At 66.9% G+C, this 23,641-nt stretch carries 26 protein-coding genes; 13 read left to right on the top strand and 13 right to left on the bottom strand.

The window, feature by feature from the left end; translation table 11 throughout:
- Positions 1-24: 24 nt before the first annotated feature.
- Together rsgA and aroA are read right to left on the bottom strand one after the other, a co-directional pair.
- A complete protein-coding gene (gene rsgA / locus BST12_RS00930) occupies positions 25-1,005 on the bottom strand; it encodes a ribosome small subunit-dependent GTPase A (protein WP_083111107.1) in 981 nt (326 codons plus the stop codon).
- A 3-nt stretch (positions 1,006-1,008) separates the two neighbouring features.
- The gene (gene aroA, locus BST12_RS00925) at positions 1,009-2,301 is read right to left on the bottom strand and encodes a 3-phosphoshikimate 1-carboxyvinyltransferase (RefSeq protein ID WP_139801424.1); all 1,293 of its coding nucleotides are present in this window, start codon (positions 2,299-2,301) and stop codon (positions 1,009-1,011) included.
- 44 nt (positions 2,302-2,345) lie between these two features.
- Between aroA and BST12_RS00920 the strand changes: the two genes are divergently transcribed.
- From BST12_RS00920 to BST12_RS00900, 5 genes are all read left to right on the top strand, one after another.
- Positions 2,346-3,104, top strand: a complete 759-nt coding sequence (locus BST12_RS00920) for an SOS response-associated peptidase (protein WP_083111105.1) — start codon at positions 2,346-2,348, stop codon at positions 3,102-3,104.
- Positions 3,105-3,127: 23 nt separating this feature from the next.
- Positions 3,128-4,417, top strand: coding sequence for a PucR family transcriptional regulator (locus BST12_RS00915; RefSeq protein WP_083111104.1), 1,290 nt, complete (start codon positions 3,128-3,130; stop codon positions 4,415-4,417).
- A gap of 300 nt (positions 4,418-4,717) precedes the next feature.
- Positions 4,718-6,229 (top strand): long-chain-fatty-acid--CoA ligase, encoded by a 1,512-nt coding sequence (locus tag BST12_RS00910; RefSeq protein WP_083111222.1) that lies wholly within the window; start codon positions 4,718-4,720, stop codon positions 6,227-6,229.
- Positions 6,230-6,231: 2 nt separating this feature from the next.
- Entirely contained in the window at positions 6,232-7,923 is a 1,692-nt protein-coding gene (locus BST12_RS00905; RefSeq protein WP_083111103.1) for a PHA/PHB synthase family protein, read from the top strand.
- Positions 7,924-7,926: 3 nt separating this feature from the next.
- Positions 7,927-8,718, top strand: a complete 792-nt coding sequence (locus BST12_RS00900; RefSeq protein WP_083111102.1) for an alpha/beta fold hydrolase — start codon at positions 7,927-7,929, stop codon at positions 8,716-8,718.
- A 12-nt stretch (positions 8,719-8,730) separates the two neighbouring features.
- Here the strand turns inward: BST12_RS00900 and BST12_RS00895 are convergent, their stop codons facing one another.
- Positions 8,731-9,591 (bottom strand): SDR family oxidoreductase, encoded by an 861-nt coding sequence (locus BST12_RS00895; protein WP_083111101.1) that lies wholly within the window; start codon positions 9,589-9,591, stop codon positions 8,731-8,733.
- A 186-nt stretch (positions 9,592-9,777) separates the two neighbouring features.
- On the opposite strand from BST12_RS00895, the gene BST12_RS00890 reads away from it, so the two are divergent.
- On the top strand, positions 9,778-10,428 hold the full coding sequence (locus BST12_RS00890; protein WP_139801440.1) for a sigma-70 family RNA polymerase sigma factor: 651 nt from the start codon (positions 9,778-9,780) through the stop codon (positions 10,426-10,428).
- On the top strand, positions 10,425-10,727 hold the full coding sequence (gene rsrA, locus BST12_RS00885) for a mycothiol system anti-sigma-R factor (protein ID WP_083111099.1): 303 nt from the start codon (positions 10,425-10,427) through the stop codon (positions 10,725-10,727). Before BST12_RS00890 ends, rsrA begins: the two co-directional genes overlap by 4 nt.
- Positions 10,728-10,732: 5 nt before the next feature.
- On the opposite strand, the gene BST12_RS34775 is transcribed toward rsrA, so the two are convergent.
- On the bottom strand, positions 10,733-10,807 hold the full coding sequence (locus BST12_RS34775; RefSeq protein ID WP_011728008.1) for a 50S ribosomal protein bL37: 75 nt from the start codon (positions 10,805-10,807) through the stop codon (positions 10,733-10,735).
- A gap of 194 nt (positions 10,808-11,001) precedes the next feature.
- On the opposite strand from BST12_RS34775, the gene BST12_RS00880 reads away from it, so the two are divergent.
- Positions 11,002-11,217 (top strand): biotin/lipoyl-binding carrier protein, encoded by a 216-nt coding sequence (locus BST12_RS00880; RefSeq protein ID WP_073876250.1) that lies wholly within the window; start codon positions 11,002-11,004, stop codon positions 11,215-11,217.
- A gap of 16 nt (positions 11,218-11,233) precedes the next feature.
- Positions 11,234-12,736: a sensor histidine kinase gene (locus BST12_RS00875; RefSeq protein WP_083111098.1), complete on the top strand. Its 1,503-nt coding sequence runs from the start codon at positions 11,234-11,236 to the stop codon at positions 12,734-12,736.
- Between the two features lie 63 nt (positions 12,737-12,799).
- Here the strand turns inward: BST12_RS00875 and whiB1 are convergent, their stop codons facing one another.
- Complete coding sequence (gene whiB1, locus BST12_RS00870) at positions 12,800-13,054, bottom strand: transcriptional regulator WhiB1 (protein ID WP_003874607.1); 255 nt, start codon at positions 13,052-13,054, stop codon at positions 12,800-12,802.
- A gap of 269 nt (positions 13,055-13,323) precedes the next feature.
- Positions 13,324-14,298 (bottom strand): diacylglycerol/lipid kinase family protein, encoded by a 975-nt coding sequence (locus BST12_RS00865; RefSeq protein ID WP_083111097.1) that lies wholly within the window; start codon positions 14,296-14,298, stop codon positions 13,324-13,326.
- Positions 14,299-14,494: 196 nt separating this feature from the next.
- On the opposite strand from BST12_RS00865, the gene BST12_RS00860 reads away from it, so the two are divergent.
- Positions 14,495-14,926, top strand: a complete 432-nt coding sequence (locus tag BST12_RS00860; protein ID WP_083111096.1) for a hypothetical protein — start codon at positions 14,495-14,497, stop codon at positions 14,924-14,926.
- Here BST12_RS00860 and BST12_RS00855 read toward each other — a convergent pair.
- From BST12_RS00855 to BST12_RS00845, 3 genes are read right to left on the bottom strand one after another with little or no spacing between them, the layout of a single operon-like run.
- Positions 14,878-15,360 carry a GNAT family N-acetyltransferase gene (locus tag BST12_RS00855; protein ID WP_083111095.1) on the bottom strand — a complete coding sequence of 161 codons (483 nt, stop codon included), beginning with the start codon at positions 15,358-15,360 and terminating at the stop codon, positions 14,878-14,880. The two genes, BST12_RS00860 and BST12_RS00855, sit on opposite strands and share 49 nt — an antisense overlap.
- Positions 15,357-16,457 carry an isochorismate synthase gene (locus BST12_RS00850; protein WP_083111094.1) on the bottom strand — a complete coding sequence of 367 codons (1,101 nt, stop codon included), beginning with the start codon at positions 16,455-16,457 and terminating at the stop codon, positions 15,357-15,359. The genes BST12_RS00855 and BST12_RS00850 overlap by 4 nt, the downstream gene beginning before the upstream one ends.
- Positions 16,451-17,053 carry an acid phosphatase gene (locus BST12_RS00845; protein ID WP_083111221.1) on the bottom strand — a complete coding sequence of 201 codons (603 nt, stop codon included), beginning with the start codon at positions 17,051-17,053 and terminating at the stop codon, positions 16,451-16,453. Before BST12_RS00845 ends, BST12_RS00850 begins: the two co-directional genes overlap by 7 nt.
- A 136-nt stretch (positions 17,054-17,189) precedes the next feature.
- On the opposite strand from BST12_RS00845, the gene BST12_RS00840 reads away from it, so the two are divergent.
- Positions 17,190-17,990, top strand: a complete 801-nt coding sequence (locus BST12_RS00840) for a ParA family protein (protein ID WP_083111093.1) — start codon at positions 17,190-17,192, stop codon at positions 17,988-17,990.
- 5 nt (positions 17,991-17,995) lie between these two features.
- On the opposite strand, the gene BST12_RS00835 is transcribed toward BST12_RS00840, so the two are convergent.
- Entirely contained in the window at positions 17,996-19,210 is a 1,215-nt protein-coding gene (locus tag BST12_RS00835) for an Rv3212 family protein (protein WP_083111092.1), read from the bottom strand.
- 27 nt (positions 19,211-19,237) lie between these two features.
- Positions 19,238-20,740 (bottom strand): DEAD/DEAH box helicase, encoded by a 1,503-nt coding sequence (locus BST12_RS00830; protein ID WP_083111091.1) that lies wholly within the window; start codon positions 20,738-20,740, stop codon positions 19,238-19,240.
- Between the two features lie 255 nt (positions 20,741-20,995).
- Here BST12_RS00830 and BST12_RS00825 point away from each other — a divergent pair, with 255 nt between their 5' ends.
- Positions 20,996-21,691: a ferritin-like fold-containing protein gene (locus BST12_RS00825; protein WP_083111090.1), complete on the top strand. Its 696-nt coding sequence runs from the start codon at positions 20,996-20,998 to the stop codon at positions 21,689-21,691.
- Positions 21,692-21,695: 4 nt separating this feature from the next.
- Here the strand turns inward: BST12_RS00825 and BST12_RS00820 are convergent, their stop codons facing one another.
- Entirely contained in the window at positions 21,696-22,451 is a 756-nt protein-coding gene (locus BST12_RS00820) for a hypothetical protein (RefSeq protein ID WP_083111089.1), read from the bottom strand.
- Positions 22,452-22,656: 205 nt separating this feature from the next.
- Between BST12_RS00820 and BST12_RS00815 the strand changes: the two genes are divergently transcribed.
- Complete coding sequence (locus BST12_RS00815) at positions 22,657-22,914, top strand: DUF3107 domain-containing protein (RefSeq protein ID WP_083111088.1); 258 nt, start codon at positions 22,657-22,659, stop codon at positions 22,912-22,914.
- On the opposite strand, the gene fasR is transcribed toward BST12_RS00815, so the two are convergent.
- Positions 22,901-23,587 (bottom strand): HTH-type transcriptional activator FasR, encoded by a 687-nt coding sequence (gene fasR / locus BST12_RS00810; protein WP_083111087.1) that lies wholly within the window; start codon positions 23,585-23,587, stop codon positions 22,901-22,903. The genes BST12_RS00815 and fasR overlap by 14 nt on opposite strands.
- Between the last annotated feature and the right edge of the window lie 54 nt (positions 23,588-23,641).

Genomic DNA, 23,641 nt, shown 5'->3' with positions numbered 1-23,641 from the left:
CCGACACGCACGCTCGGCGGGGCCTTAGGTCTCTCTGAGGGTTGCGAGCAACCGCCGGGCGGCGGCCACGCGTCGCAGGGCCGTGCCGCTCAACGTGTCCAGCGCGCATTCGGGATCGGCGGGTGGCCCCATGTGCCCGCAGCCGCGCGGACAGCCTTCCGTGGCCTCGGCCAGGTCGGAGAATGCCATCAGTACGTCGTCGGCGTGGATATGCGCCAGCCCGAACGACCGGATGCCGGGCGTGTCGATCACCCAGCCGCCCGAGTCCAACGGCAGCGCGACAGATTGCGTGGAGGTGTGCCGTCCGCGTCCGATGTCGGTCACCTCACCGACCGCCCGATCCGCTTCGGGCACCAGGCGATTGACCAGTGTCGACTTGCCGACGCCGGAATGCCCAAGCAGTACTGTGATCTTGCCGTCGAGCAGATCGGCCACCGCGAGCAGCGGATCGTCGACGCCGGCGGCGATCACGGTCAGGTCCAGGTCGACGAACTGCTCGGCGAAGGGCTCGGGTGGGGCGAGATCGGTCTTGGTCAGACACAGGATCGGGGACAGCCCGCCGGCATAGGCAGCGATCAGCGCGCGGTCCACCAGGCCGGTGCGCGGCGGAGGATCGGCGAGTGCCACCACGATCAGCAGTTGATCGGCGTTGGCCACCACCACCCGCTCGGTGGGGTCGGTGTCATCGGCCGTGCGCCGCAACACAGTTCGCCGCGGCGCCCGTCGCACGATACGGGCCAGCGTATCCACTCGGCCGGACAGATCACCGACCACGTCAACGTCGTCGCCGACCACGATCGGGGTGCGGCCCAATTCGCGCGCCCGCATGGCGGTAACCCGCCGGTCGACGCGTCCGTCCAACACACAGCCCCAGCGGCCGCGGTCCACGCTGACCACCATGGCGGCCTCGGCGTCGGCGTGCTGGGGGCGGGTCTTGGTCCGCGGTCGCGAACCTCGCCCGGAACGGACCTTGACGTGTGACTCGTCGTAGTCGCCGGGTCGCAACCGCTAAGCCCCTTTCACCATGTCGGCCCAGAGCTGTGGGAACTCGGGCAGCGTCTTGGTGGTGGCGGCGATGTCGTCGACCTCGACCCCGGCTACCCGCAGCCCGACGATCGCGCCGGCCATCGCCATCCGGTGATCGGCATAGGCGCGCCACCTGCCGGGCCGTAGCGGTGTCGCGGTAATCACCAGGCCGTCGGATATCTCCTGGCAGTCACCGCCCAGCCGGTTGATCTCGGTGCTCAGCGCGGCCAGCCGATCGGTTTCGTGGCCGCGCAGGTGCGCGATGCCGGTCAGCCGGGACACCGCTCCCGGGGCGGCCAGTGCCGCGAGCGCCGCGACCGACGGCGTGAGCTCGCCGACGGCGCTCAGGTCGACGTCGAACCCGCCATAGCCCGCCGAACCCTGCACCTTTAGAGACGAATCGAACTGGCGCACAACGGCATTCAGCGTATCCAAGATGCTCAGAATGTGTTCGGCCGGTTGCACGCTGTCCGCCGGCCAGCCGGTGATCCGTACCGTGCCACCGGTCACCACCGCGGCTGCCAGAAACGCGACCGCATTGGTCAGATCCGGTTCGACCTCCCAGTGCCGCGCCTTGACCGCACCCGGGCGCACCTGCCAGCGATACGGGACCGAATCGTCGACGTCCACGCCGGCTTGGCGCAGCATCGCCACCGTCATCTCGATGTGCGGCGCCGACGGCAGCGTCGAGCCGGTGTGCTGCACCGTCAGACCGTCGCGCAGCGCGGCCCCGGACAGCAGCAGGCCCGAAACGAACTGCGACGAGGCCGACGCGTCGATGGCGACGGTGCCGCCGGCAACCGATCCGGTGCCCTGCACCCGAAACGGCAGCCCGGTGCCGTCCCCCTCACTTTCGACGGGGACGCCGAGCCCACGCAGCGCATCCAGCAGGGGCGCGATGGGCCGGGCCCGCGCCTGCTCATCGCCGTCGAAGGTCACCGGCACGGCGCTCAGCGCGGCCAGCGGCGGAACGAACCGCAGCACTGTGCCCGCCAGGCCGCAGTCCACCCGCGCGTCGGGCCCAGGTTGGATGTGCCCGCTCACCGTCAGTTCCGGGCCGTCCCCGTCGACCTGCAGGCCCAGCGTGCGCAGCGCTCCGATCATGAGGTCGGTATCGCGGCTGCGCAGCGCTCCGGCGATGGTTGAGTTGCCCTGTCCCTGCGCGGCTGCCAGCGCGGCCAGCACCAGGGTGCGGTTGGTCTGCGATTTCGAGCCCGGAACGGTCACGGTCGCGTGCACCGGTGTCGGTGCGAAGGGGGCCGGCCATGCGTTCACCGGTCCATCATTGCCTGTCGCATGGTTCTGCCACCATGGGAGTTATGTGCGGACGGTTTGCGGTCACTACCGACCCGGCCTTGCTGGCCGAGAAGATCAAGGCGATCGACGAGGCCACCGGCACCGACGGCGCGTCGGCGCCCAACTACAACGTGGCTCCCACCAACACGATCGCCACCGTCGTCAGCCGCCACAGCGAGCCCGACGACGCGGCCACCCGCCGGGTTCGCCTGATGCGCTGGGGACTGGTCCCGTCCTGGGTCAAGGCCGGACCCGACGGTGCCCCGGATACCAAAGGGCCGTTGCTGATCAACGCCCGGGCCGACAAAGTCGCCACCTCGCCGGCCTTCCGGAATTCTGCCAAGAGCAAGCGTTGCCTGGTGCCGATGGACGGCTGGTACGAGTGGCGCGCCAACGAGGCCGGCCCCGGCAAGAAGGCCGCCAAGACGCCGTTCTTCATGCACCGCGACGACGGCGGCCTGGTGTGCATGGCCGGGCTGTGGTCGGTGTGGAAGCCCGCCAAAGACGCCGATCCGCTGCTGAGCTGCACCATCATCACCACCGACGCGGTGGGCGAGTTGGCCGCCATCCACGACCGGATGCCGTTGCTGCTGGCCGAAGAGAACTGGGATGCCTGGCTGAATCCGGACGCCGCGCTGGATGAGGAGCTGTTGGCCCGCCCGCCGGATGTGCACGGCATCGAGCTACGTCCGGTGTCAACGCTGGTGAACAGCGTGCGCAACAACGGACCCGAGCTGCTCGCCCCGGCCGAGCCCGAGCCTGAACAGATCACGCTGCTCTAGGGTGAGCGGCTAACGTCTAGTCCGTGGAAAAGCCGCGCCTCGCCAGCGGAGTCGAGGTGAAGCACTACGCCGCCGAGGTCGCCACCCGGCTACATGAGCGGCTGTCTGCCGTCACGGCCGAGATCAATCGTGCGCTCGAGGAACAGATCCCTGATTTACGCCGCGATCCGCGAATCCTGGAGCTGCTCTGGCCCAGCATCAAGGACAACGTGGACACCATGCTGCAGGCGTTGCGCTACGACATCCCCGTCGAGCGGGTCGAGGCGCCCACCACGGCATTGGATTACGCCCGTCGGCTGGCTCAGCACGGCGTGCCCGTCCACGCGCTGGTGCGCGCCTATCGGCTTGGCCAGCGCCGGATCAACGAGCTGATCTTCGCCGAATTGCGAGCTGCCGACATCCCCGATGCGACGCGGGTGGCGCTGATCGAGGCGATGAGCGCCGCGATCTTCGAGTACATCGACTGGATGTCGCAGCAAGTTGTCACCGTCTACGAGGACGAACGCGAACGCTGGCTGGAAGCCCAGAACAGTCTGCGCGGGGTACGGGTGCGCGAGATCCTGGTCGCGGCCAAGGCAATCGACGTCGATGCGGCAACCACGTCGATCCGCTATCCACTGCGGTGGCACCACGTGGCGCTGGTCATCTGGAACCCCGACCAGGCCGCCGACGGCGACGAACTCGCTTGGCTGCAAAGCTTTCTGCGCGAGCTGGCAGACGCCGCCGGTGCCGATGCGAGCCCGCTTTTCGTCGCCGCCGACCGTAGCTGCGGATGGGGTTGGCTGCCATTTCGTGCCGCGGCCGAGGACGTGGTGGCGCGAGTTCGCCAGTTTGCGGTGAACCGCAGGGATTCGCCAAGCGTGGCCATCGGAACGATGGCTAACGGTGTCGACGGCTTTCGTCGCTCACACCGGGAGGCCCAGGGCGCGCGCGGCGTCGCGATTCTCGGCAATCGCAGCGGACCGTCGGTGATCGCCGCCAGTGACCCGGGCCTATCCATAGCGGCCCGGCTGGGCGGCTCGCCAAGCTCAGTGGCCGGCACCCGCGATTGGGTGGCCAGAGTGCTCGGAGACCTCGCCTGCGACGACGAAAACGACGCGCGCCTGCGCGAGACGTTGCGGGTGTATCTGAGTTGCGGCTCCAGCTACAAGCAGGCCGCCGAGCAACTCAATATGCATTTCAACTCGGTGAAGTACCGAGTCGGCCGCGCCGTCGCCCGGCGTGGTCGGGAGATCGGCAGCGACCGGCTCGAGGTCGAACTCGCGCTGCTCGCCTGTCACTGGTACGGCAGTGCGGTTCTGCAGCCGAGCTAGCTCACTCGGTAATGCGGTGCACGACGGTGATGATCACCGGTAGCAGTATCGGCGTCAGCATCAGCATCAGAATTAGGGTAATTGCCAACATGTTTCGTCTCGATTTCTCCGAATAACCGGCACGGTGGTGGGGAAGCGCCACGCTGCGCTTGCCGGAAAAAGTAGCGGTGGAGCTCTGCGACGAGCATGTCTGCGGGCAATCAACTTCGGGCGCAGTTTTGTTTTCCGGAGACAAAAGATCTGCAGATAGCGCCCGGCATCATGGGTCCAGACGTCCCGACCACACCCTTGGAGCAGCCCGTGACCGCTTTGAGTGCCAACCTCGTCGCATCGAGGGACCGCCACCCCGACCGCATTGCGCTGCGCTGTGACGACGTGGCGCTCTCGTTCGCCGAACTCGATGCCGCGGCCGCCCGGGTGGCGACGCTGCTGGAGCGGGCCGGAGTCGATCCCGGTGACCGGGTCGGAATCATGTTGCCCAACACCCCCGCGTTCGTCATCGCATATTTCGGGATCATGTATCGCGGCGCCGTCGCGGTTCCGATGAACCCGTTGCTCAAGTCCCGCGAGGTGGCGTACTACCTGTCCAACAGCGGCGCCAAGGCATTGTTCGCGACACCCGCCTTCGCCGAAGAGGCCACTGCCGGCGCCGATGAGGTGGGCGCCCAGTGCTGGCTGGTGGATGACGCCGGGCTGGCTGAGCTGATCGCCGACCTGCCCGGCCAGGATGCGCCGCAGGACCGCGCCGACGACGATGTCGCGATCATCCTGCACACCTCCGGGACCACCGGAAAACCCAAGGGCGCCATGCTCACTCACGGGAATATGAGGCGCAACGCCGACGTGAGCGTGCGCACCCTGATCCAGACAGGGCCCGACGACGTCGTGATGGGCTGCCTGCCGCTCTTCCACGTCTTCGGCCTGACTTGCGGGCTCAACTGCTCGATCCTGGCCGGTGCGACCCTGACGCTGATACCCCGGTTCGACCCGCGCAAAGCGCTCGAAGTGATCCAACGGGATGCCGTCACGGTGTTCCAGGGGGTCCCGACGATGTACTCGGCGTTGCTCGGTTTGGCCGACGAAGCAGCGCCGGGCGCCACCGACACCCTGCGGACCTGCACTTCCGGCGGCGCGTCGCTGCCGGTACAGGTTCTCAACGACTTTGAGAACGCCTTCGGCTGCGTGGTCCTGGAGGGCTACGGGCTGTCGGAGACCTCGCCGGTGGCCTCGTTCAATCATCCCGACCGGCCGCGCAAGGCAGGCTCGATCGGGACGCCGGTCGAAGGCGTGGAGATGCGGGTGGTGGACCCCAACGGTGCTGAAGTCCCGCCGGGCGAGCCCGGCGAGATCCAGATCCGCGGCCACAACGTGATGAAGGGCTACTGGAATCTGCCGGAAGCCACCAAGTCCACCATCTCTGAGGACGGCTGGCTGTCGACCGGAGACGTCGGCCGCGTCGACGAGGACGGCTACTTCTACATCGTCGACCGCACCAAGGACATGATCATTCGCGGCGGCTACAACGTGTACCCCCGCGAGATCGAGGAAGTGCTCTACGAGCACCCCGCTGTGGCCGAAGCCGCCGTGGTCGGCATGCCGCACGACTCACTGGGCGAAGAAGTCGGCGCCGCGGTCGCCCTCAAGAAGAACGCGACCGCCGATCCCGACGAACTGCGCGACTACGTCAAGGCCAGAGTGGCCGCCTACAAATACCCCCGCCGGATCTGGCTGGTCGACGCTCTGCCCAAGGGGCCGACCGGCAAGGTTCTCAAGCGCGAAATCACCGTTCCGACAACCGAAAGCACCCCGTAGCAATGGCAACCCAGACGACCAAACCAGACGAACTCGCAGCACCCCTGGACCTGCTGCTGACCAGCGCAACCCGGCCGTTCGTCAGCCGGATGATGCCCGACGCCACCTGGAGCCGCGTCGGCGCGAACCTTGCCAAGCGGCCGGGCGCGCTGGCCAACCGCGCGGGCGTCCTGACCCGCGAGCTCGGCAGCATCGTCGCGGGCACGTCACACCGCGTGCCGGGGCGAGGCGATAAGCGCTTCGCCGACCCAGCGTGGCAGCAGAATCCGTTGCTGCACCGCATCATGCAGGCCTACCTGGCGGCGGCCGAAACTGCCGACGGGTTGCTTGCCGACGCCGAACTCGACTGGCGCGATGCGGAGAAGATGCAGTTTGTCGTCGACAACATTGTCGAGGGCCTGGCGCCCAGCAACAACCCGCTGATCAGCCCGCTGGGCTGGAAGGCGCTGATCGACACCGGCGGCCTGAGCGCGGTCCGTGGCGCCAAAGCCTTTGCCCGGGACATGCTTTCGCAACCCAGGGTGCCGGCGATGGTCGAGCCCGACGCGTTCGCGGTGGGGGAGACCGTCGCCGTCAGCAAGGGTGCGGTGGTTTTCCAGACGTCGATGTTCGAACTGATCCAGTACGCACCGCAGACGTCGAAGGTCCGCGCGGTTCCGCTGCTCATGGTGCCGCCGGTGATCAATAAGTACTACATCATGGACATCGCGCCGGGGCGCAGCATGATCGAATATTTCGTCGGGCAGGGCCAGCAGGTGTTCGTCATCTCCTGGCGCAATCCGCAAGCCCGGCATCGCGATTGGGGATTCGATGCCTACGGCGCAGCGCTTATCGAGGCGCTGGACACGGTGCAGAAAATCGCCGGGACCGACAGCGCGCAGCTGTTCGCCACCTGCTCGGGCGGGATTCTCGCGGCCATGACGGCCGCCCATCTCGCCGAGATCGGCGAATCCGACCGGATCGCGGGCCTATCGATGGGGGTCACTGTGCTCGACGAGAACCGGGCCGGCTTCGCGGCTGCGGCTATGAGCGACCGCGCCGCGCAGGCGGCGATCCGGGTGTCGAGCAAGAAGGGCTACCTCGACGGGCGTGCCATGGCCGAAATGTTCGCCTGGTTGCGGCCCACTGACCTGGTCTGGCGGTACTGGGTGAACAACTATGTGCAGGGCAGGCGTCCGGCGGCGTTCGACGTGCTGTTCTGGAACGCCGACACCACCCGGATGACCGCCGCGCTGCACCGCGACATGGTCTTGATGGGATTGCGAAATGCTCTGGTCACTCCCGGCGCGGTCAGCATGCTGGGCACCCCGGTGGATCTGTCCAAGGTCACCAACGACGCGTACGTCATTGGTGGCGTCGCCGACCACATCTCGCCGTGGCAGGCCACCTATCGCAGCGCGCGTCTGCTGGGCGGCAAGGACAACCGCTACGTGCTTTCCACCAGCGGCCACATCGCCGCACTGGTCAACCCGCCCGGCAACGCGAAGGCTTCGTACCGAACCGGCCCGGTCGACGTCGACGACCCCGGACAGTGGCTGGATTCCGCCCAGAAGTTCACCGATTCGTGGTGGCCGGACTACGTGGACTGGCTGGCCGAACGCAGCGGACCGGAGATCGACGCACCTAAACTGCTTGGCGGGGAGGGATTTCCGCCCTTAGGTCCGGCGCCGGGCAGCTACGTCATGGAGAAGTGAGCCATGCGCTACGTCTGCACCGGAGGGCAGCGCATCCGGGTGGACGTGCGCCCCGGATCCGGTGTGCCACTGGTGCTGTGCAACGGCATCGGCGCCAGCCTGGAGGTGCTCGATCCGCTGGTGGAGCAGTTGGATTGCCCGGTCATCAGATTCGATGTGCCCGGCACCGGTGGATCGCCGACTTCGGTTCTGCCGTATGGCTTCCCGTATCTGGCCTGGTTACTGGGCCGGGTGCTGTCCAAACTCGATGTCGGCGTGGTGGATGTACTCGGTCTCTCCTGGGGTGGCGCACTTGCCCAGCAATTCGCCTTCCAGAATCCGCGGCGGTGCCGCCGGCTAGTGTTGGTGGCCACCGGCACCGGTGCGCTGATGGTGCCGGCGCATCCTCGGGTACTGGCGAAAATGGTTACCCCACGCAGGTTTTCGGATCCGAACTACGCCGCATCGATCGCCGGCGAGCTGTACGGCGGCACGGTCCGCGCGCACGGCGAGGACGTGGCGCAGCTGTTCGTGCGGCAATTGCACGCCGGGTCGAGGAGGGGTTATCTGCATCAGCTGCTCGCCGGTTCGGTGTGGACCAGCCTTTTTGCCTTGCCCGCGGTGCGTCAGCAGACATTGATCGTGGCGGGCACCGACGACCCGATCATCCCGGTAGTCAACGCCCACATCATGAACGCGTTGCTACCGCACTCCCACCTGTACCTGCACGACGGCGGGCACATCGACCTGGTGCACAACGCCGTCGAACTCGCGCCCGTTATCGAGGGATTCCTCGCCCGGCCGAATCCGCCGTGATCGCAGCCGCGCTCAGGGCTGAACGTATCCCGGTGGGTTGACGCCGTCCACCCAGAAGTCGACGCCCAGCTGCCCACCGGGCACGCAGTCGTACACCGACAAGTCGGTGACGCCGGATTCCAGCAGCACGTCCTCACACAACAACGTGTTGCCCGTGTACTCGCGGGAGTTCTTGGTGAGGATCACATAGGCCGCGTCGGAGTACACCTCGGGTTTGCGCGCCCGCCCCATCGCCTCGTCGCCGCCCAACAGGTTCTGCACCGCGGCGGTGGCCACCAGGGTGCGCGGCCACAACGTGTTAGACGCGATGCCGTCGGCGCGCAGTTCCTCGGCAATCCCCAACGCGCACAACGTCATTCCGTACTTCGCCATCATGTAGGCCGTCGGCTTCAGCCACTTCTTCTCCAGCAGCACCGGCGGCGACAGCGTGAGGATATGCGGGTTCTCCCGGCCCTTCAGGTGCGGTATGCACGCTTGCGACACCGCGTATGTGCCGCGCACCTGAATGCCGTTCATCAGGTCGAAACGCTTCATCGGCACGTCGCTGATCGATCCCAGGTTGATCGCCGAGGCGTTGTTGACGCAGATGTCTATACCGCCGAATTGCTCGACGGTCTTGGCCACCGCGGACTCGACGGACTCCGGATCGCGGACGTCCCCCACGATCGGCAGCGCCTGACCGCCGGCTTCCTCGAGCTCCTTGGCCGCGGTGTAAACCGTCCCCGGCAGTTTGGGATGCGGCTCGGCCGTCTTGGCGATCAACGCGATGTTGGCGCCGTCCTGCGCGGCGCGCTTGGCGATCGCCAGGCCGATACCGCGGCTGGCGCCGGAGATGAACATGGTCTTGCCCTGGAGGGAGGTGGCATGGGACATGGCGTCACACTAACGCAGGCGTCCCGGGAAATAGCGCGCTGGCCGATGCTGTTGATTGGTGCGGTTTCTACTGTCGGTTTCAGCCTCTATGTTGGGAGGAGGGGTCAGGTGTCAGCGACTAGCCTGCTAGCCGAGCAGCGGTTGGCGTTCGTCGACACCGCAACCGAAGGGACCGTGTTAATCGAGATGGCCGACATCGACGGTGTGACCGGGTCGGACGGGTCCGAGCCTGGGCCGCCTGGCGAGACGGACGAGGAACTGACGGCGCGCTTCGAGCGCGACGCGATTCCCCTGCTGGATCAGCTCTACGGCGGTGCGCTGCGCATGACCCGCAATCCCGCCGACGCCGAGGACCTGGTCCAGGAAACGATGGTGAAGGCCTATGCCGGGTTCCGCTCGTTCCGGGAAGGCACCAACCTCAAGGCGTGGCTGTACCGGATTCTGACCAACACCTACATCAACGGCTACCGCAAGAAGCAGCGGCAACCGGCGGAGTATCCGACCGAGGAGATTACCGACTGGCAGCTGGCCTCCAACGCCGAGCATTCCTCCAGCGGCCTGCGGTCGGCGGAGGTCGAGGCCCTCGAGGCGCTGCCGGATACCGAGATCAAAGAGGCGCTGCAGGCGTTGCCCGAAGAGTTCCGGATGGCCGTTTACTACGCCGACGTCGAAGGTTTCCCCTATAAGGAGATCGCCGAGATCATGGACACGCCGATCGGCACGGTCATGTCCCGGCTGCATCGCGGCCGGCGTCAGCTGCGTGGTCTGCTGGCCGACGTGGCAAAGGACCGGGGTTTTGTTCGCGGCGAGCAGACGCACGAGGAGGTGTCGTCATGAGCGAGTTGTCCGGCCAGTCCGGTTCGTGCCCGGACGGCAGCGACCTCGGGTACTACGGGTGCGCGGAGGTCATCGCCGAGGTGTGGACCCTGCTTGACGGTGAGTGCACCCCGGCGACCCGGGAAAAGCTGCGCCGCCACCTCGAGGCGTGCCCCGGGTGCTTGAAGCATTACGGACTCGAGGAGCGGATCAAGGCGCTCATCGCGACCAAGTGCCAAGGCGAAAAGGCCCCGGAGGGCCTACGGGAGCGGCTCCGGCTGGAGATCCGCCGGACCACCATCATCCGTGGTGGGCCGTAACGGTGCTAAGCGTTGGGCCGCTTGCCGTGGTTGGCTTTGCTGTGCTTGCGGTCACGCTTCTTGCGGCCACGCTTGGCCATGTCAAAACCTCCGTAGGTCGTCATACGCGGGGCGGTTAGCGTCCACCCGATTGCTGAACAGTGTCTCACGCGACCCGTTCGGCGCCCTCGGTAGCCCGCATGCCGCTGTACCGGGCAGTCTTGTGGTTCGATATATGGCAGCCTGATGGACCAGCAGTCAGCGTGCGCCAGTGGTCGAAACGAGTGGGGTGAAGATGGCCGAGGATGTTCGAGCCGAGATCGTGGCCAGCGTGCTCGAAGTTGTCGTCAGCGAAGGCGATCAAATCGGCAAGGGCGACGTCGTGGTGCTGCTGGAATCGATGAAGATGGAGATTCCCGTGCTGGCCGAAGTCGACGGCACCGTCAGCAAGGTCAGCGTCTCGGTGGGTGACGTCATTCAGGCCGGCGACCTCATCGCTGTGATCAGCTAGGGTCTTTCCCACCTGCATGTCGACTCTGGGTAACCTGCTGGCCGAACACACGGTGCTGCCGGGCAACGCGGTCGACCATCTGCACGCGGTGGTGGGGGAGTGGCAGCTGCTGGCCGACCTGTCGTTCGCCGATTACTTGATGTGGGTTCGCCGCGACGACGGGGTGCTGGTGTGTGTCGCCCAATGCCGGCCCAATACCGCGCCGACGGTGCTGCAGACCGACGCGGTGGGCAGCGTCGTCACCGCCGAACGGCTGCCCCTGGTAGCCGAGACCTTCGCCGCCGGTGCAGCCAGGCGGGAAAACGATGGGGGCCAAGGGCATTCGTGGCAACTGCCCGGCCCCAATGTCGAGTCTTCCCCGGTGCGCTACCGCGAGCAGGTGGTGGCGGTGCTGACCCGGCATCAGACCGAAGTCGCTGCCCGTCGCAGTTCGGGAGGACTCGAGACGGCCTACCGCGAGTGCGCCACCGACCTGCTGCACATGCTGGCCGAGGGCACCTTTCCCGACGTGGGTGACGTGGCCATGTCCCGATCCACTCCGCGGGCCGGCGACGGCTTCATTCGCCTCGACGTCGACGGCGTGGTCGCCTACGCCAGCCCCAACGCGCTGTCGGCCTACCACCGGATGGGGCTGACCAGCGAATTGGAAGGCCACAACTTCATCAGGGTGACCAGGCCGCTGATCTCCGACCCGTTCGAGGCGCAGGAGGTGGCCGAGCATGTGCTCGACCTGCTGGCCGGCGGGGCCAGCATGCGCATGGAGGTCGACGCCGGTGATGCGACTGTGCTGCTCAGAACGCTGCCACTGGTGGTCCATAAGGCCAACGCGGGCGCGGCGATCCTGATCCGCGACGTCACCGAGGTCAAGCGGCGCGACCGCGCCCTGATCTCCAAGGACGCCACCATCCGGGAGATCCACCACCGGGTGAAGAACAACCTGCAGACGGTGGCGGCGCTGCTGCGGCTACAGGCCCGGCGGACGGCCAACGCCGAAGGCCGCGAGGCCCTGATTGAGTCGGTACGCCGGGTGTCCTCGATCGCGTTGGTTCACGACGCGCTGTCGATGTCGGTGGACGAGCAGGTCAACCTCGACGAGGTCATCGACCGGATCCTGCCGATCATGAACGACGTGGCGTCGGTGGACAGACCGATCCGGATCAACCGGGTGGGCGACCTGGGCGTGCTGGACTCCGACCGGGCGACCGCGCTGATCATGGTGATCACCGAGCTGGTGCAGAACGCCATCGAGCACGCCTTCGATCCGTCGGCCGCAGGCGGATCTGTGACTATTCGGGCCGAGCGTTCGGCTCGCTGGCTTGATGTCGTGGTGCACGACAACGGGCGTGGGCTGCCCGAAGGATTCAGTCTGGAGAAGTCCGACAGCCTGGGCCTGCAGATCGTGCGGACCCTGGTGTCGGCCGAGCTGGACGGCTCGCTGGGCATGCGGGAAGCGCCCGATCGCGGCACCGACGTGGTGCTACGGGTACCGATCGGCCGGCGCGGACGGTTGGTGTTGTGAAGCCGTACACAACAGTGCGGCCCCGACCATGGTCGGGGCCGCACTGTGCGGAGATTGAGTTGTTCAGACTCCGCTTCGGGCCTTCGTCCGGGCGTTGCGACGCTTGAGTGCGCGCCGCTCGTCTTCGCTCATGCCGCCCCAGACACCCGAGTCCTGGCCGGTGTTCAGAGCCCAGCCGAGACACTCTGTGGTCACCGGACACCGATTACAGACCAGTTTCGCGTCAGCGATCTGCGCGAGCGCCGGACCGCTGTTCCCAACCGGGAAGAACAGTTCGGGATCCTCGTCACGGCAGACCGCCTTGTGGCGCCAATCCATTAGTAGTTACTCCTCACTATGTGCGCAGCAGTGCGCACGGGCGATTTCTCTTGGCGTGTTAACGCGTGCACAAGAAAGGTTTCCGTACCTCTACATTTCTGCATGCAACCTTTTGATCGTTTCACAGGCTCATCGGATGTCAATAGTGTTACGGGAGCCCGTGGGCTATCTCACTTTCACGATCTGTTCCCGAACCCCTTACTCCGTTGTACTACACTCCCGGCTGAATTGCGCCCTACATTTGCGTCGCAAGCTTGTCACAGCTCGGATTACCCCTGGTCGGAGACACTTTTTGCGAGCGGGGCGACGACCGGTAGCACGTCCGGAACCGCGCGGAAAGTCATGGTCTCGCGCTGGCCCAGGTAGTCCCCGTCGAACTGGCAGGCGGCTGGACCGGCCGTGGCGGTAACCCGCACCCAAGGTACGTCGTCGTCTGTTACCAGATGTTTGAACTCGAACCGCGGCCGCTTGGCGAACATCTGCCGGACGATTCGCAGGGTGGGGATCAGCTTCATGGTGGTCGGGGCGAAGACTCCCAGTCCCCGTTCGAAGGAACAGGTGGGGTTGGTCCACACCGGGCGTTCGTTCGCGTATGTCCACGGGCTCGCGTTGGATACGAAAACGAAGCTCACGCCCGTAATCGGCTCTCGTCCAGGAAGTTCCAGTGTGAGAGCGGGTTCGCGGCGGGTGTACCCGTACACGAGGGGCACGGCGGTGCGGATGTAGCGCCACGCTGACACCTTGCCGCCTTTGTCGCGCTCCGCCTCGACTCCGGCGACCACCTCGGCATCCACGCCCATCCCGGTATTGAACACGGCCCAGCGCTCGCCGCAGTCGATCAACCCGATCCGGCGCCATTGCCGGTGCTGGTCGTAGTCGTCGAGCAGCCCGATGAGCTGGTTGGTGGCGGCAATCGGGTCGCGAGCGATCCCCAGGACTCTGGCCAGCACATTCGCCGAGCCACCCGGCACGATCGCCACCGCCGGTATGGGTCCTTGCGGAGGGGTGGCGGGGCTGCCGAGCATGCCGTTGACGACTCCGCTCACGGTGCCGTCGCCACCGTGCACGACCACCAGGTCCACTCCGTCGGCAACGGCTGCCTGGCCGAGTTCAGCGCCGTGGCCACGGTGTTTGGTGTGTTCGATGGTGAGTTGGACGCGGCTCTTAAGCGCGTGTGCCACCAGGTCGCGGGCGGCCGGCGTGATGGTGGTGGCGGTGGGGTTCACGATCAGCACGGCACGCATGAGCCATGAGCTTAGGCGGGATGCTTCAGTGCGCCACGCAGCGGCGTAAGCCACGGCCCGTCGAGTGTGTGCCGGCGCGGCATCGAGTGTGTTTGCAGGGCGGGCAGATCGCGATATGACAGCCCAGACGACACAGTCAAAGCCGCCGGCGCACACTCCACGGGCCGTCACCGGCTGCCCTGACTACTCTGACGCTGTGACTGTTAGCGCCCCGAGGACCGTACGTGCCGCGGGAGTGATCGTCGCTGTTGAGGGCGCGGCGGCCCTGGGGATCGCCGCGGTTCTGGTGGTCCGCGGGCTCGCCGGTGCCGACCAGCACATCGTCAACGGCCTGGGTACCGCGGTCTGGTTCGTGCTGGTCGGCGGTGGGGTGCTGGCCGGCGGATGGGCTTTGATTGTCGGCAAGCGGTGGGGCCGCGGGCTTGCGGTATTCGCCCAGCTATTGCTGCTGCCGGTGGCGTGGTACCTGGCCGTGGGGTCGGGCCAGCTGGGGATTGGAATTCCGGTGGGGGTTGTGGCGCTGTCGGTGCTGGCATTGCTGTTCAGCCCGCCGTCAGTGCGCTGGGCCGCCAGCGGTCATCAGCGCGGGTCTGCCAGCGCCGCTAACTCCGGGCCCGACAACCGATAGGCAGTCCACTCCCGCTGCGGCTGGCCGCCGATCCCGTCATACAGCGCTATCGCATCGACATTCCAATTCAGCACCGCCCACGACAACCGCGTGTAGCCGTTGTCGAGGCATTCCGCCGCCAGCGTCGCCAACAACGATCGGGCCAGGCCGCGGCGGCGAAAGGGCGGCCGCACGTACAGGTCCTCTAGATGGATCCCCGCGACGCCATCCCACGTGGAGAAGTTGAGAAACCACAGCGCCATGGCCGCGACCTGGCCGTCGATCTCAGCGACGTGACCGTGCAATGTTGGCAATCCACCGAAAAGTGCTGTGGCTATCTGCTTTTCGGTGACGGTGCATTGATCGGCGGCGCGCTCGAATTCGGCGAGCTCGTGGATCATGTTCACAATATCGGCGACGTCGCCGCGACGGGCCCGGCGGATGTCGTGGGTCACTGCGATACCCCGAGTGCGGTCAATATGGTGGCGAATTTCGTTGTGGTTTCGTCGACTTCGTCGTCGGGATCCGATTCGGCGACAATGCCACCGCCGGCGCGCGCGACGGCGCCGCGGCGATCGGCCGACAGCTGCGCACAGCGAATCGACACCACCCAGCGCCCGTCGCCCCGCTCGTCGCACCAGCCCACGGCACCGGCGTAGAAGCCGCGGTCGCCTTCCAGCGCGGCGATGAGTTCGACGGCCTCCCGGGTCGGAACCCCTCCGACGGCCGGAGTGGGGTGCAGGGCCAACGCCAAATCGATTGCGGTGGTTGAGGTATCGCGCAGCCGGCCTTTGATGGGCGTACACAGGTGCCAAACCGCCGCCGTGCGGCTCAACTGCGGCTCGGCGGCGATTGTCAGGTCCGCGCAGAGCGGCTCGAGGGCCGCGCGCATGGTGTCGATAACCAACCGGTGCTCGTGGCGGTTCTTGGCCGACGCGGCCAACGCGGTACCGTTGGCGGCGTCGAGTTCGGGATCCGCGGATCGAGGTGCTGAGCCGGCAAACGGCTGGCACACAACGCGGTCGCCGAATCGTGCAACCAGCAGTTCCGGGCTGGCCCCCACCAGAGCCGCTCCCGCATAGTCGCCACCCGCGGCGCTCAGGTCGACCAGATAAGCATTGGCGGTTGGGTCGGCCGCGACCAGTCGGCGCAGAATCATGCGCGCATCCAGCGGTCCGTCGGCGGCCAGCTCCAACGCCCGCGCCAGTACCACCTTGAGCAGCGGGTTGTCCGGCGCGGCGAGTTCCTCACGGGCGCGGCTGATCCGGTCGCGGTAGTCGTCAACCGGCGGGACGATCGCGCCGATGTGCACAGCCGGCAGCGGACCGGTGGGCCAGTTGGGCAGCGCCTCGAGGCGGCGCACCCCGCGCGGGGTCATCAGTGCGGCCGGACTGTTACCGTCGAAAGGCAACGCGCCCAACACTATTGGCGCCGCTCCGCAGCGCAGTGCCGCCTGCGCAGCCCCGATGTCGCAGTACCGCGTCCGCACCCCGTCGGCAATCAGGGCCCCGCCCGGCCCGGCCAGCGCGAACGGCGGTTCGCCGGTTAACAACTGACCGGATGACCGGTCAGCCCGAGCAACCGAAGCTGGCGCACTCCGTGCTCGAACCCGCAGACTGCGATCGACCCGGTAACCATGCCGAAGCGGCTGCCCTCGATGAGCGGCAGCTCGCCCCAGCGGGTGATCACCGCACGAGAGAAGTGGCCGTGGCTGACGAACACCACGTCACGCGATTGCATATTCTCCAGGGCCAGCGCCACGGCGCGGTCCGCGCGATCGCTGACCGCGGCGACGCTTTCGCCGTCGGGACATCCGTGCGTCCACACCAGCCAATCCGGATCGGTTTGCTGGATCTCAGGTGTGGTCAGGCCCTCGTACGCGCCGTAGTCCCATTCGGCAAGCAGCGGCGACACCTCGTCGATGTCAAGACGGGCCAATTCGGCGGTGACCAGGGTGCGTTTACGCGGACTGCTGATCACCAGCGGGTCCTTGAGATTGAGCTGTTCTAGGACCTGCGCAGCCGACTTGGCCTGGGCGCGGCCGGTTTCGGTGAGCTCGATGTCGGTGCGGCCGGTGTGCTGACCAGATTTCGACCACTCGGTCTCGCCGTGGCGGAACAACAGCAGTCGATGGTTGTGCACGCTCATGTAGACCGATTCTGCCTGAGACACGCCGGAGCCATGCCGGGCCTGTCGCCCGAACCGCGGCGGGGAGAACATGCCAGGATGGGCAGTGTGCGCACCGGCGACGATGCAGAGCCAGTGACGGGGAGGAGCGGCGCTTGTGGCTGAGATGAGGGTACTGGCGGTTGCCAACCAAAAAGGTGGAGTGGCCAAGACGACCACGGTTGCCTCGCTGGGTGCGGCGATGGTGGATATGGGACGGCGGGTGCTGCTCGTCGATCTGGACCCACAGGGTTGCCTGACCTTCTCCCTTGGCCAAGATCCCGACAAACTGCCGGTGTCCGTGCATGAGGTGTTGCTCGGGGAGGTCGAACCCAGCGCCGCATTGGTCGACACGGTCGAGGGAATGACGTTGTTGCCGGCCAACATTGACCTGGCGGGCGCCGAGGCGATGCTGTTGATGCGTGCCGGGCGTGAGTACGCGCTCAAGCGCGCGCTGGCCAAACTCTCCGACCAGTTCGACGTGGTGATCATCGACTGCCCACCGTCGCTGGGTGTACTCACCCTCAACGGCCTCACCGCTGCCGACGAGGTCATCGTGCCGCTGCAGTGCGAGACGCTGGCCCACCGCGGCGTCGGACAATTCCTGCGTACCGTCGCAGATGTCCAGAACATCACCAACCCAAAGCTGCGGCTGCTGGGTGCGCTGCCCACGCTGTACGACTCGCGGACCACGCACACCCGCGACGTGTTGGTCGACGTCGCCGACCGCTACGAGCTGCCCGTGCTGTCCCCACCGATCCCGCGCACGGTGCGCTTCGCCGAGGCCAGTGCGTCAGGCTCCTCGGTGCTGGCCGGCCGCAAGAACAAAGGCGCGGTGGCCTACCGTGAGCTGGCCCAGGCGCTGCTCAAGCACTGGAAGTCCGGCAAAGCACTGCCCACGTTCGCCGTCGAGCTGTAGAGCGGTCAGCCCAGCACTACCAGGGTGTCGCCGCGCTGCTCGATGACCTTGGACCCCGAGACGACCGGAATCACCGCTGAGCCACTCGGCGGCCGGTCAACCGGGATGTAGCGATTGTTCGATCCGCTGACCGGGTCGTAGACGCCGATCGCGTCCGTCACCGGCACCAGCAGCTGACCCGCCATCATCACGCCCGGCCCCAACGGAGCCGTCGTCTCGCCCGCGACGATGGTGTAGCGCGGCGCCAGGCTGCCGGCGTCGAAGACCATCAACGTGTCGCCCGTCCACCAGGTCACCAGATTTCCGGACTGTGACACGACCGCCGAGGGCGACGGCGGCTTGGCCAACAGGGTGCTCGACACCGTGGTCCCGGACTGGTCGATCACGTCGACCCGGGGTTGCGGTGCCGGCAGGTACACGGCGGTGTTGTTCTGCGAGACGACGAGTACGCGGGCCCCGGTGCCCGGCCGAATCCCGGGTTCGGGCACGAACTGCTGCTGAGGTTCGTCGTCTTCCTTGCCCGGTCGCAGCAGGACGAGCCGCAGGTCGGCCTGATTAGCGCAGGCCTCCAGCACCGCTACCGCCGACGAGCTTGCCGTGGCCGATTCCAGCGTGCACCCGGAGTGCAGGCCTCGATTCGACGGCTTCACCCGGGCGTCCGTTTCGCCGTAGGCCATCATCCGCACCATGTCCGAGCGCCACAGCTCCAGCCGGGTATTGCCGGCCGACAAGACCGTTGTGCCGTCGGAAGACAGGCGCACCTGCGGATCGGCGTAGCTGCTGCGGGCGGGCCCGCGGTTTCCGGTGGATCCGTCGATGGTGCTGACCTGGCCGCAGCCGCGGCCGTCCCGGTAAACCGCGACGGCGTAGTGGTAGACCCAGCTCACCCCGCACAAATCGGTGTCGCGGGTATAGCTCCACAAGGACTCACCGGTGGCCGGATCGCGTCCTTGCACCTGGCGCCCGCCGGCGGTGACCACCGTCCCGCCCACCGCGACCGGGACACGGGTCGCCGGGCTGGGAGCCGTCCACAGCTGCTTGAGTGAGGCGGGCACTTCCCGGGCCGGAGTCGGACTGGGCACCGGAACCGCGGCCGGTCTGCTGATCGTGGCCCGGGCATCGCTGGTCCACCAGATCAGAGCCGCGACCGTGGCGACGACGACCGCGATCGCCGCGGCCGCCAGCAGATCAACCTTGGTACGGCGTTCGGGTTTGACCATGCGCGAGCGCGGCTCAGTCGGGCCGGCTCAGTTGGCCGGCGCCGCGGCATCCGCCGGCTTGCGGCGACGACGGCGCCGTCGAGCCGTGCCTGCGCTGCCGGACGGCGCGTCGGGCGCGCTGCAGGATCCGCCCTCCGGTGCGCCGTCGCCGGCGGCGGTGTTGGTGGCGGGATGCCCGGTGACCGGCTTACCGCCGCGAGTGCGCCGCCGCCCCCGAGAGCTGCGCGCGCGCTGAGTCTTCTGACCGTCCTGGCTGGGCTCGCGGCGCTTGGCCGGTGCTTTGTGGGGCGGGCCGACGTTGCCGGCGGCGTCGTCCGGGATGGCCAGCTCGGTGTACAGGTGCGGTGAGTTGGAGTAGGTTTCCGCCGGATCGGGGGAGCCCAGGCCAAGCGCCTTGTCGATCATCTCCCAGCGCGGCAGCTCGTCCCAGTCCACCAAGGTGACCGCCACGCCGGTGCGCCCGGCGCGGCCGGTGCGCCCGATCCGGTGGACGTACATTTTCTCGTCCTCGGGGCACTGGTAGTTGATGACGTGGGTGACGTCGTCGATGTCGATGCCGCGCGCGGCCACGTCGGTGGCGACCAGCACGTTGATGTCGCCGCCGCGGAAGGCCTTGAGCGCCTTTTCACGCGCTATCTGCCCGAGGTCACCGTGCACAGCGCCCACCGCGAAGCCGCGCTCGTTCAATTCGTCGGCCACCTTCTGCGCGGTGCGCTTGGTGCGAGTGAAGATCATCGTCGCGCCGCGTTCGCGGGCCTGCAGGATCCGGCTGACCAGCTCCACCTTGTCCAGCGCGTGGGCGCGGTAGACGAACTGCTCGGTGGTGTCGTGTACCGCCAGGGAGTGTGGGGCCTCGGCCCGGATATGAGTGGGCTGAACCATGAACGTGCGGGCCAGCGTGATGATCGGGTCCGGCATGGTCGCCGAGAACAGCATCGACTGCCGGTCGGCGGGAATCTGGCGCAGGATGCGCTCGATGTCGGGCAGGAAGCCCAGGTCGAGCATCTCGTCGGCCTCGTCGAGGACCAGCACGGACAGCCCGCCGAGCTGAAGGTGGCCCTGCTGGCACAGGTCGAGCAGCCGGCCGGGAGTACCCACCACGACGTCGGCGCCCTTGTGCAGCGCCTCGATCTGCGGCTCGTAGGCCCGTCCGCCGTAAATGGACACCACGGCAAGTGGACGTTCGTCGTCGGCGATGAGGTATTTGGCGGCGGTGGCCAGGTCATCGGTCACCTGTAGGCACAGCTCGCGGGTGGGCACCACGACCAGTGCTCGCGGCGTGCCGTTCAGTGGCCGTACTCCGGTTCCCGAGGAGACGCGGTGCAGCAGCGGCACGCCGAATGCGAAGGTCTTGCCCATACCGGTGCGGGCCTGTCCGATGAGGTCCTCACCGTTCAGGGCCAGCGGCAGGGTGAGTTCCTGGATAGCAAACGGATGCTCGATACCCTTTTCGGCCAGTGCGCGGACTATTTCGTCGCGCACTCCGAGTTTGGCAAACGTAGGTTCAGTTGTGCTTTTGAGTGCGGTCATACGCGGATGGAGAGCCTTTCGGTGACGGTATCGGTAATGTGTCGTTTTCTCTGTCGCGGTTCACGCGCGCACGAGTTCCGACTCCGATACGTCGCCGAGTCGCCGGTCCAACAACACCATCCGGGCGGGCCAGCTACGTGCACGCACATTTCTTCGGTAGAAGCAGCACAGAGACGCAGCCTCGACCTTTAACCATGATAACCCGTCGCCAGCAGGCGACCATTTGCTTTTGCTCCTGACGACTAGAGTGTTGCCATGCCCTCGCCCTCATCCGCCGACCAGGTGGCCGATTCGCCCAGGCCACGCCTAGCGGCGGATCATCCCGGCGTCAACGAATTGTTTGCGTTGCTGGCCTATGGCGAGGTGGCGGCTTTCTACCGGCTGACCGACGAGGCGCGCATGGCGCCGAACCTGCAGGGCCGCATCTCGATGGCGAGCATCGCCGCCGCCGAAATGGGGCATTACGAGCTGTTGCGCGACGCGCTGGTGACTCGTGGCGTGGACGTGGTGCCGGCGATGGCCAAGTACGCCTCGGCGCTGGAGAACTATCACCGCTTGACGATGCCAAGTACCTGGCTGGAAGCCCTGGTCAAGACCTATGTCGGCGATGCCCTGGCCGCAGATCTGTACCTGGAGATCGCCGACGGGCTGCCCGACGAGGTCGCCGACGTGGTGCGGGCCACGCTGTCGGAGACGGGGCACTCCCAGTTCGTCGTCGCCGAGGTGCGCGCCGCGGTGACCAGCAGCGGCAAGCAGCGCAGTCGACTGGCGCTATGGTCTCGGCGCCTGCTCGGCGAGGCGATCACCCAGGCCCAGTTCCTGCTCGCCGACCACGACGAGCTGGTCGATTTGGTGGTATCCGGCACCGGTGGCCTGAGCCAGCTGAGCGCATTCTTCGACCGGTTACAGAACACCCACGACAAGCGGATGCGCGAACTCGGTCTGGGTTAGCTGTTCAGCGCGTGCAGGTCGCCATCATCCCGTCGCTGGTCGAGGCCTTAACCAACTGACCCTGCGCGTTGACGATCGCGCAGTTGAGATGACCGTGCAGGCTGGTCGCGATGACGGACTCGGTTTGCACCCCGGGATTGAGGACCACCACCCGGGTCCATGGCAGTGCCACGTTGAACTCGGTCTTGGGGAAGCCCCGCTCGTCGGTGTAGACCACGGTCACCAGGTCGAGCAGCTGCTTGGTTCCCGACACGCTGTAGACGACGGCGCGTGGGTTCAGGGCGGCACCCGGGGGTAGGGCGACTTGCGGCGGCGCGGCGTCCGGCGTTCGCGTCGGCACGACACTGGGCCATGGGCTGGTGGGTGTCAGGGTGACCACCGTCTCCGGGGGAAGCTGCGGGCGCACGCTCGTGGTTGGCGGGGCGGTGGTTCCGGGTGGTGCGGCGCTGGGCGACGTGCTCAGGGTCGGGTGCGGCGTCGTGGACAGCACTGGCCGCGGCGTCGGCGCCCCGATTGTCGCCTTCGTGGTGGCGCTATCGCCGCTGTTGATGATGACCGCGGTGGCGATCGCGCCGATCGCGACCACGCCGCCGACCAGTGCGGTGACTGGGCGCCAGCGCCGATCGGCCGGCCAGGCCAGCTCTTCGTAGCCGCCCTCGAATTCAGAGTCGGCTTCGTCGATGGCATAAGCCTCGTCATAGCTCTCGTCGTCCGGGTAGTCCCGGACGCTGTCGTAGAGGCTGTTAACTGTGTTACTGATGTTGCCGATGGTATAGACGTGAAACCGCTGGCAGGGCCGTCGCGCGGAGTGTCAATCTGGCTGGGACCGAACCGTAATTAAGCCGTTTCGCTAACCGCGAAGCGTCCGGGGGGCCCGGGGCGCAATGCGTCCGGGGCGGGTCCACTAGCCTGCTGCTGACACCGCTGCGACGAAATGGCGCGATTTTTCAGGAAGGGGCCCACTCGTGGAGGTCAAGATCGGTATCACGGACAGTCCGCGTGAGCTGGTGTTCGCCAGCACACAGACGCCCGGTGAGGTCGAAGAACTCGTCAACAACGCGCTGCGCGAGGGTTCGGGCGTGCTGAGCCTGACCGACGAGCGGGGGCGTCGCTTCCTGATCAACACCACCAAGATCGCCTACGTCGAGATCGGCGTTGCCGATGCCCGCCGGGTTGGCTTCGGGATCGGGGCCGAAGCGGCGGCGAAGGCTACGAGCGGGTAAGGGGCACGTGCGACAGTCCGCCCCAGGCGAACTGCACGGTGCCGTCGACGGCGTCTGATTTGGAAATCGGACGGTCCGAGTCCAGCCAGTACCGGGCGCAGTCCACGCTGACGCCGACCAGCCCCACCGCGATCATCCGGGCGCGATGCGGATCCAGTCCGGAATCGGCGCTGATCAGGGCGAATACCGCGTCGGTGCAGGATTCGGTGGCCACCCGCACCTCCGCGGCCACCTCCGGCTCGGTCACGTAATCGTTCTCGAAGATCAGCCGGTAACCCTGGCTGTCGTGCTCGATGAAGTCGAAGAACGCCTGGACCGCCGCGTGCAGACGCTGGCGGTTGTCGGTGGTGGTACGCAGTGCCTGCTGCACGCCGGAGACCAGATTCTCCACATGCCGGTGCAGCACCGCCAGGTACAGCTCCAACTTGCTGGAAAAGTGTTGGTACAGAACGGGTTTGCTGACGCCGGCACGATCGGCGATCTCGTCCATGCCCGCCGCGTGATACCCGTGGTCGACGAAGACGTCGCTCGCGACGATCAGCAACTGCCCGCGGCGCTCATCGCGGGGTAACCGGTTGCCGCGCCGGTTGGAGGGCGCTGACGCGTCGGTCGAGCGAGTGCGTTCGGCCGATCTGACGGCACGCCGCTGCGCCGCCTTGGCGAGATCGCTCATCGGTCCTCAATCTGATTCGCGCCGGATATCCATCCCCGCGGCCCGCACGTTTGT

It is taken from the genome of Mycobacterium angelicum (assembly GCF_002086155.1).
Classification (GTDB): Bacteria; Actinomycetota; Actinomycetes; order Mycobacteriales; family Mycobacteriaceae; genus Mycobacterium; species Mycobacterium angelicum.
Note: the sequence above shows the minus strand (reverse complement) of the source record. Positions and strands in the feature narration are given on the sequence as shown.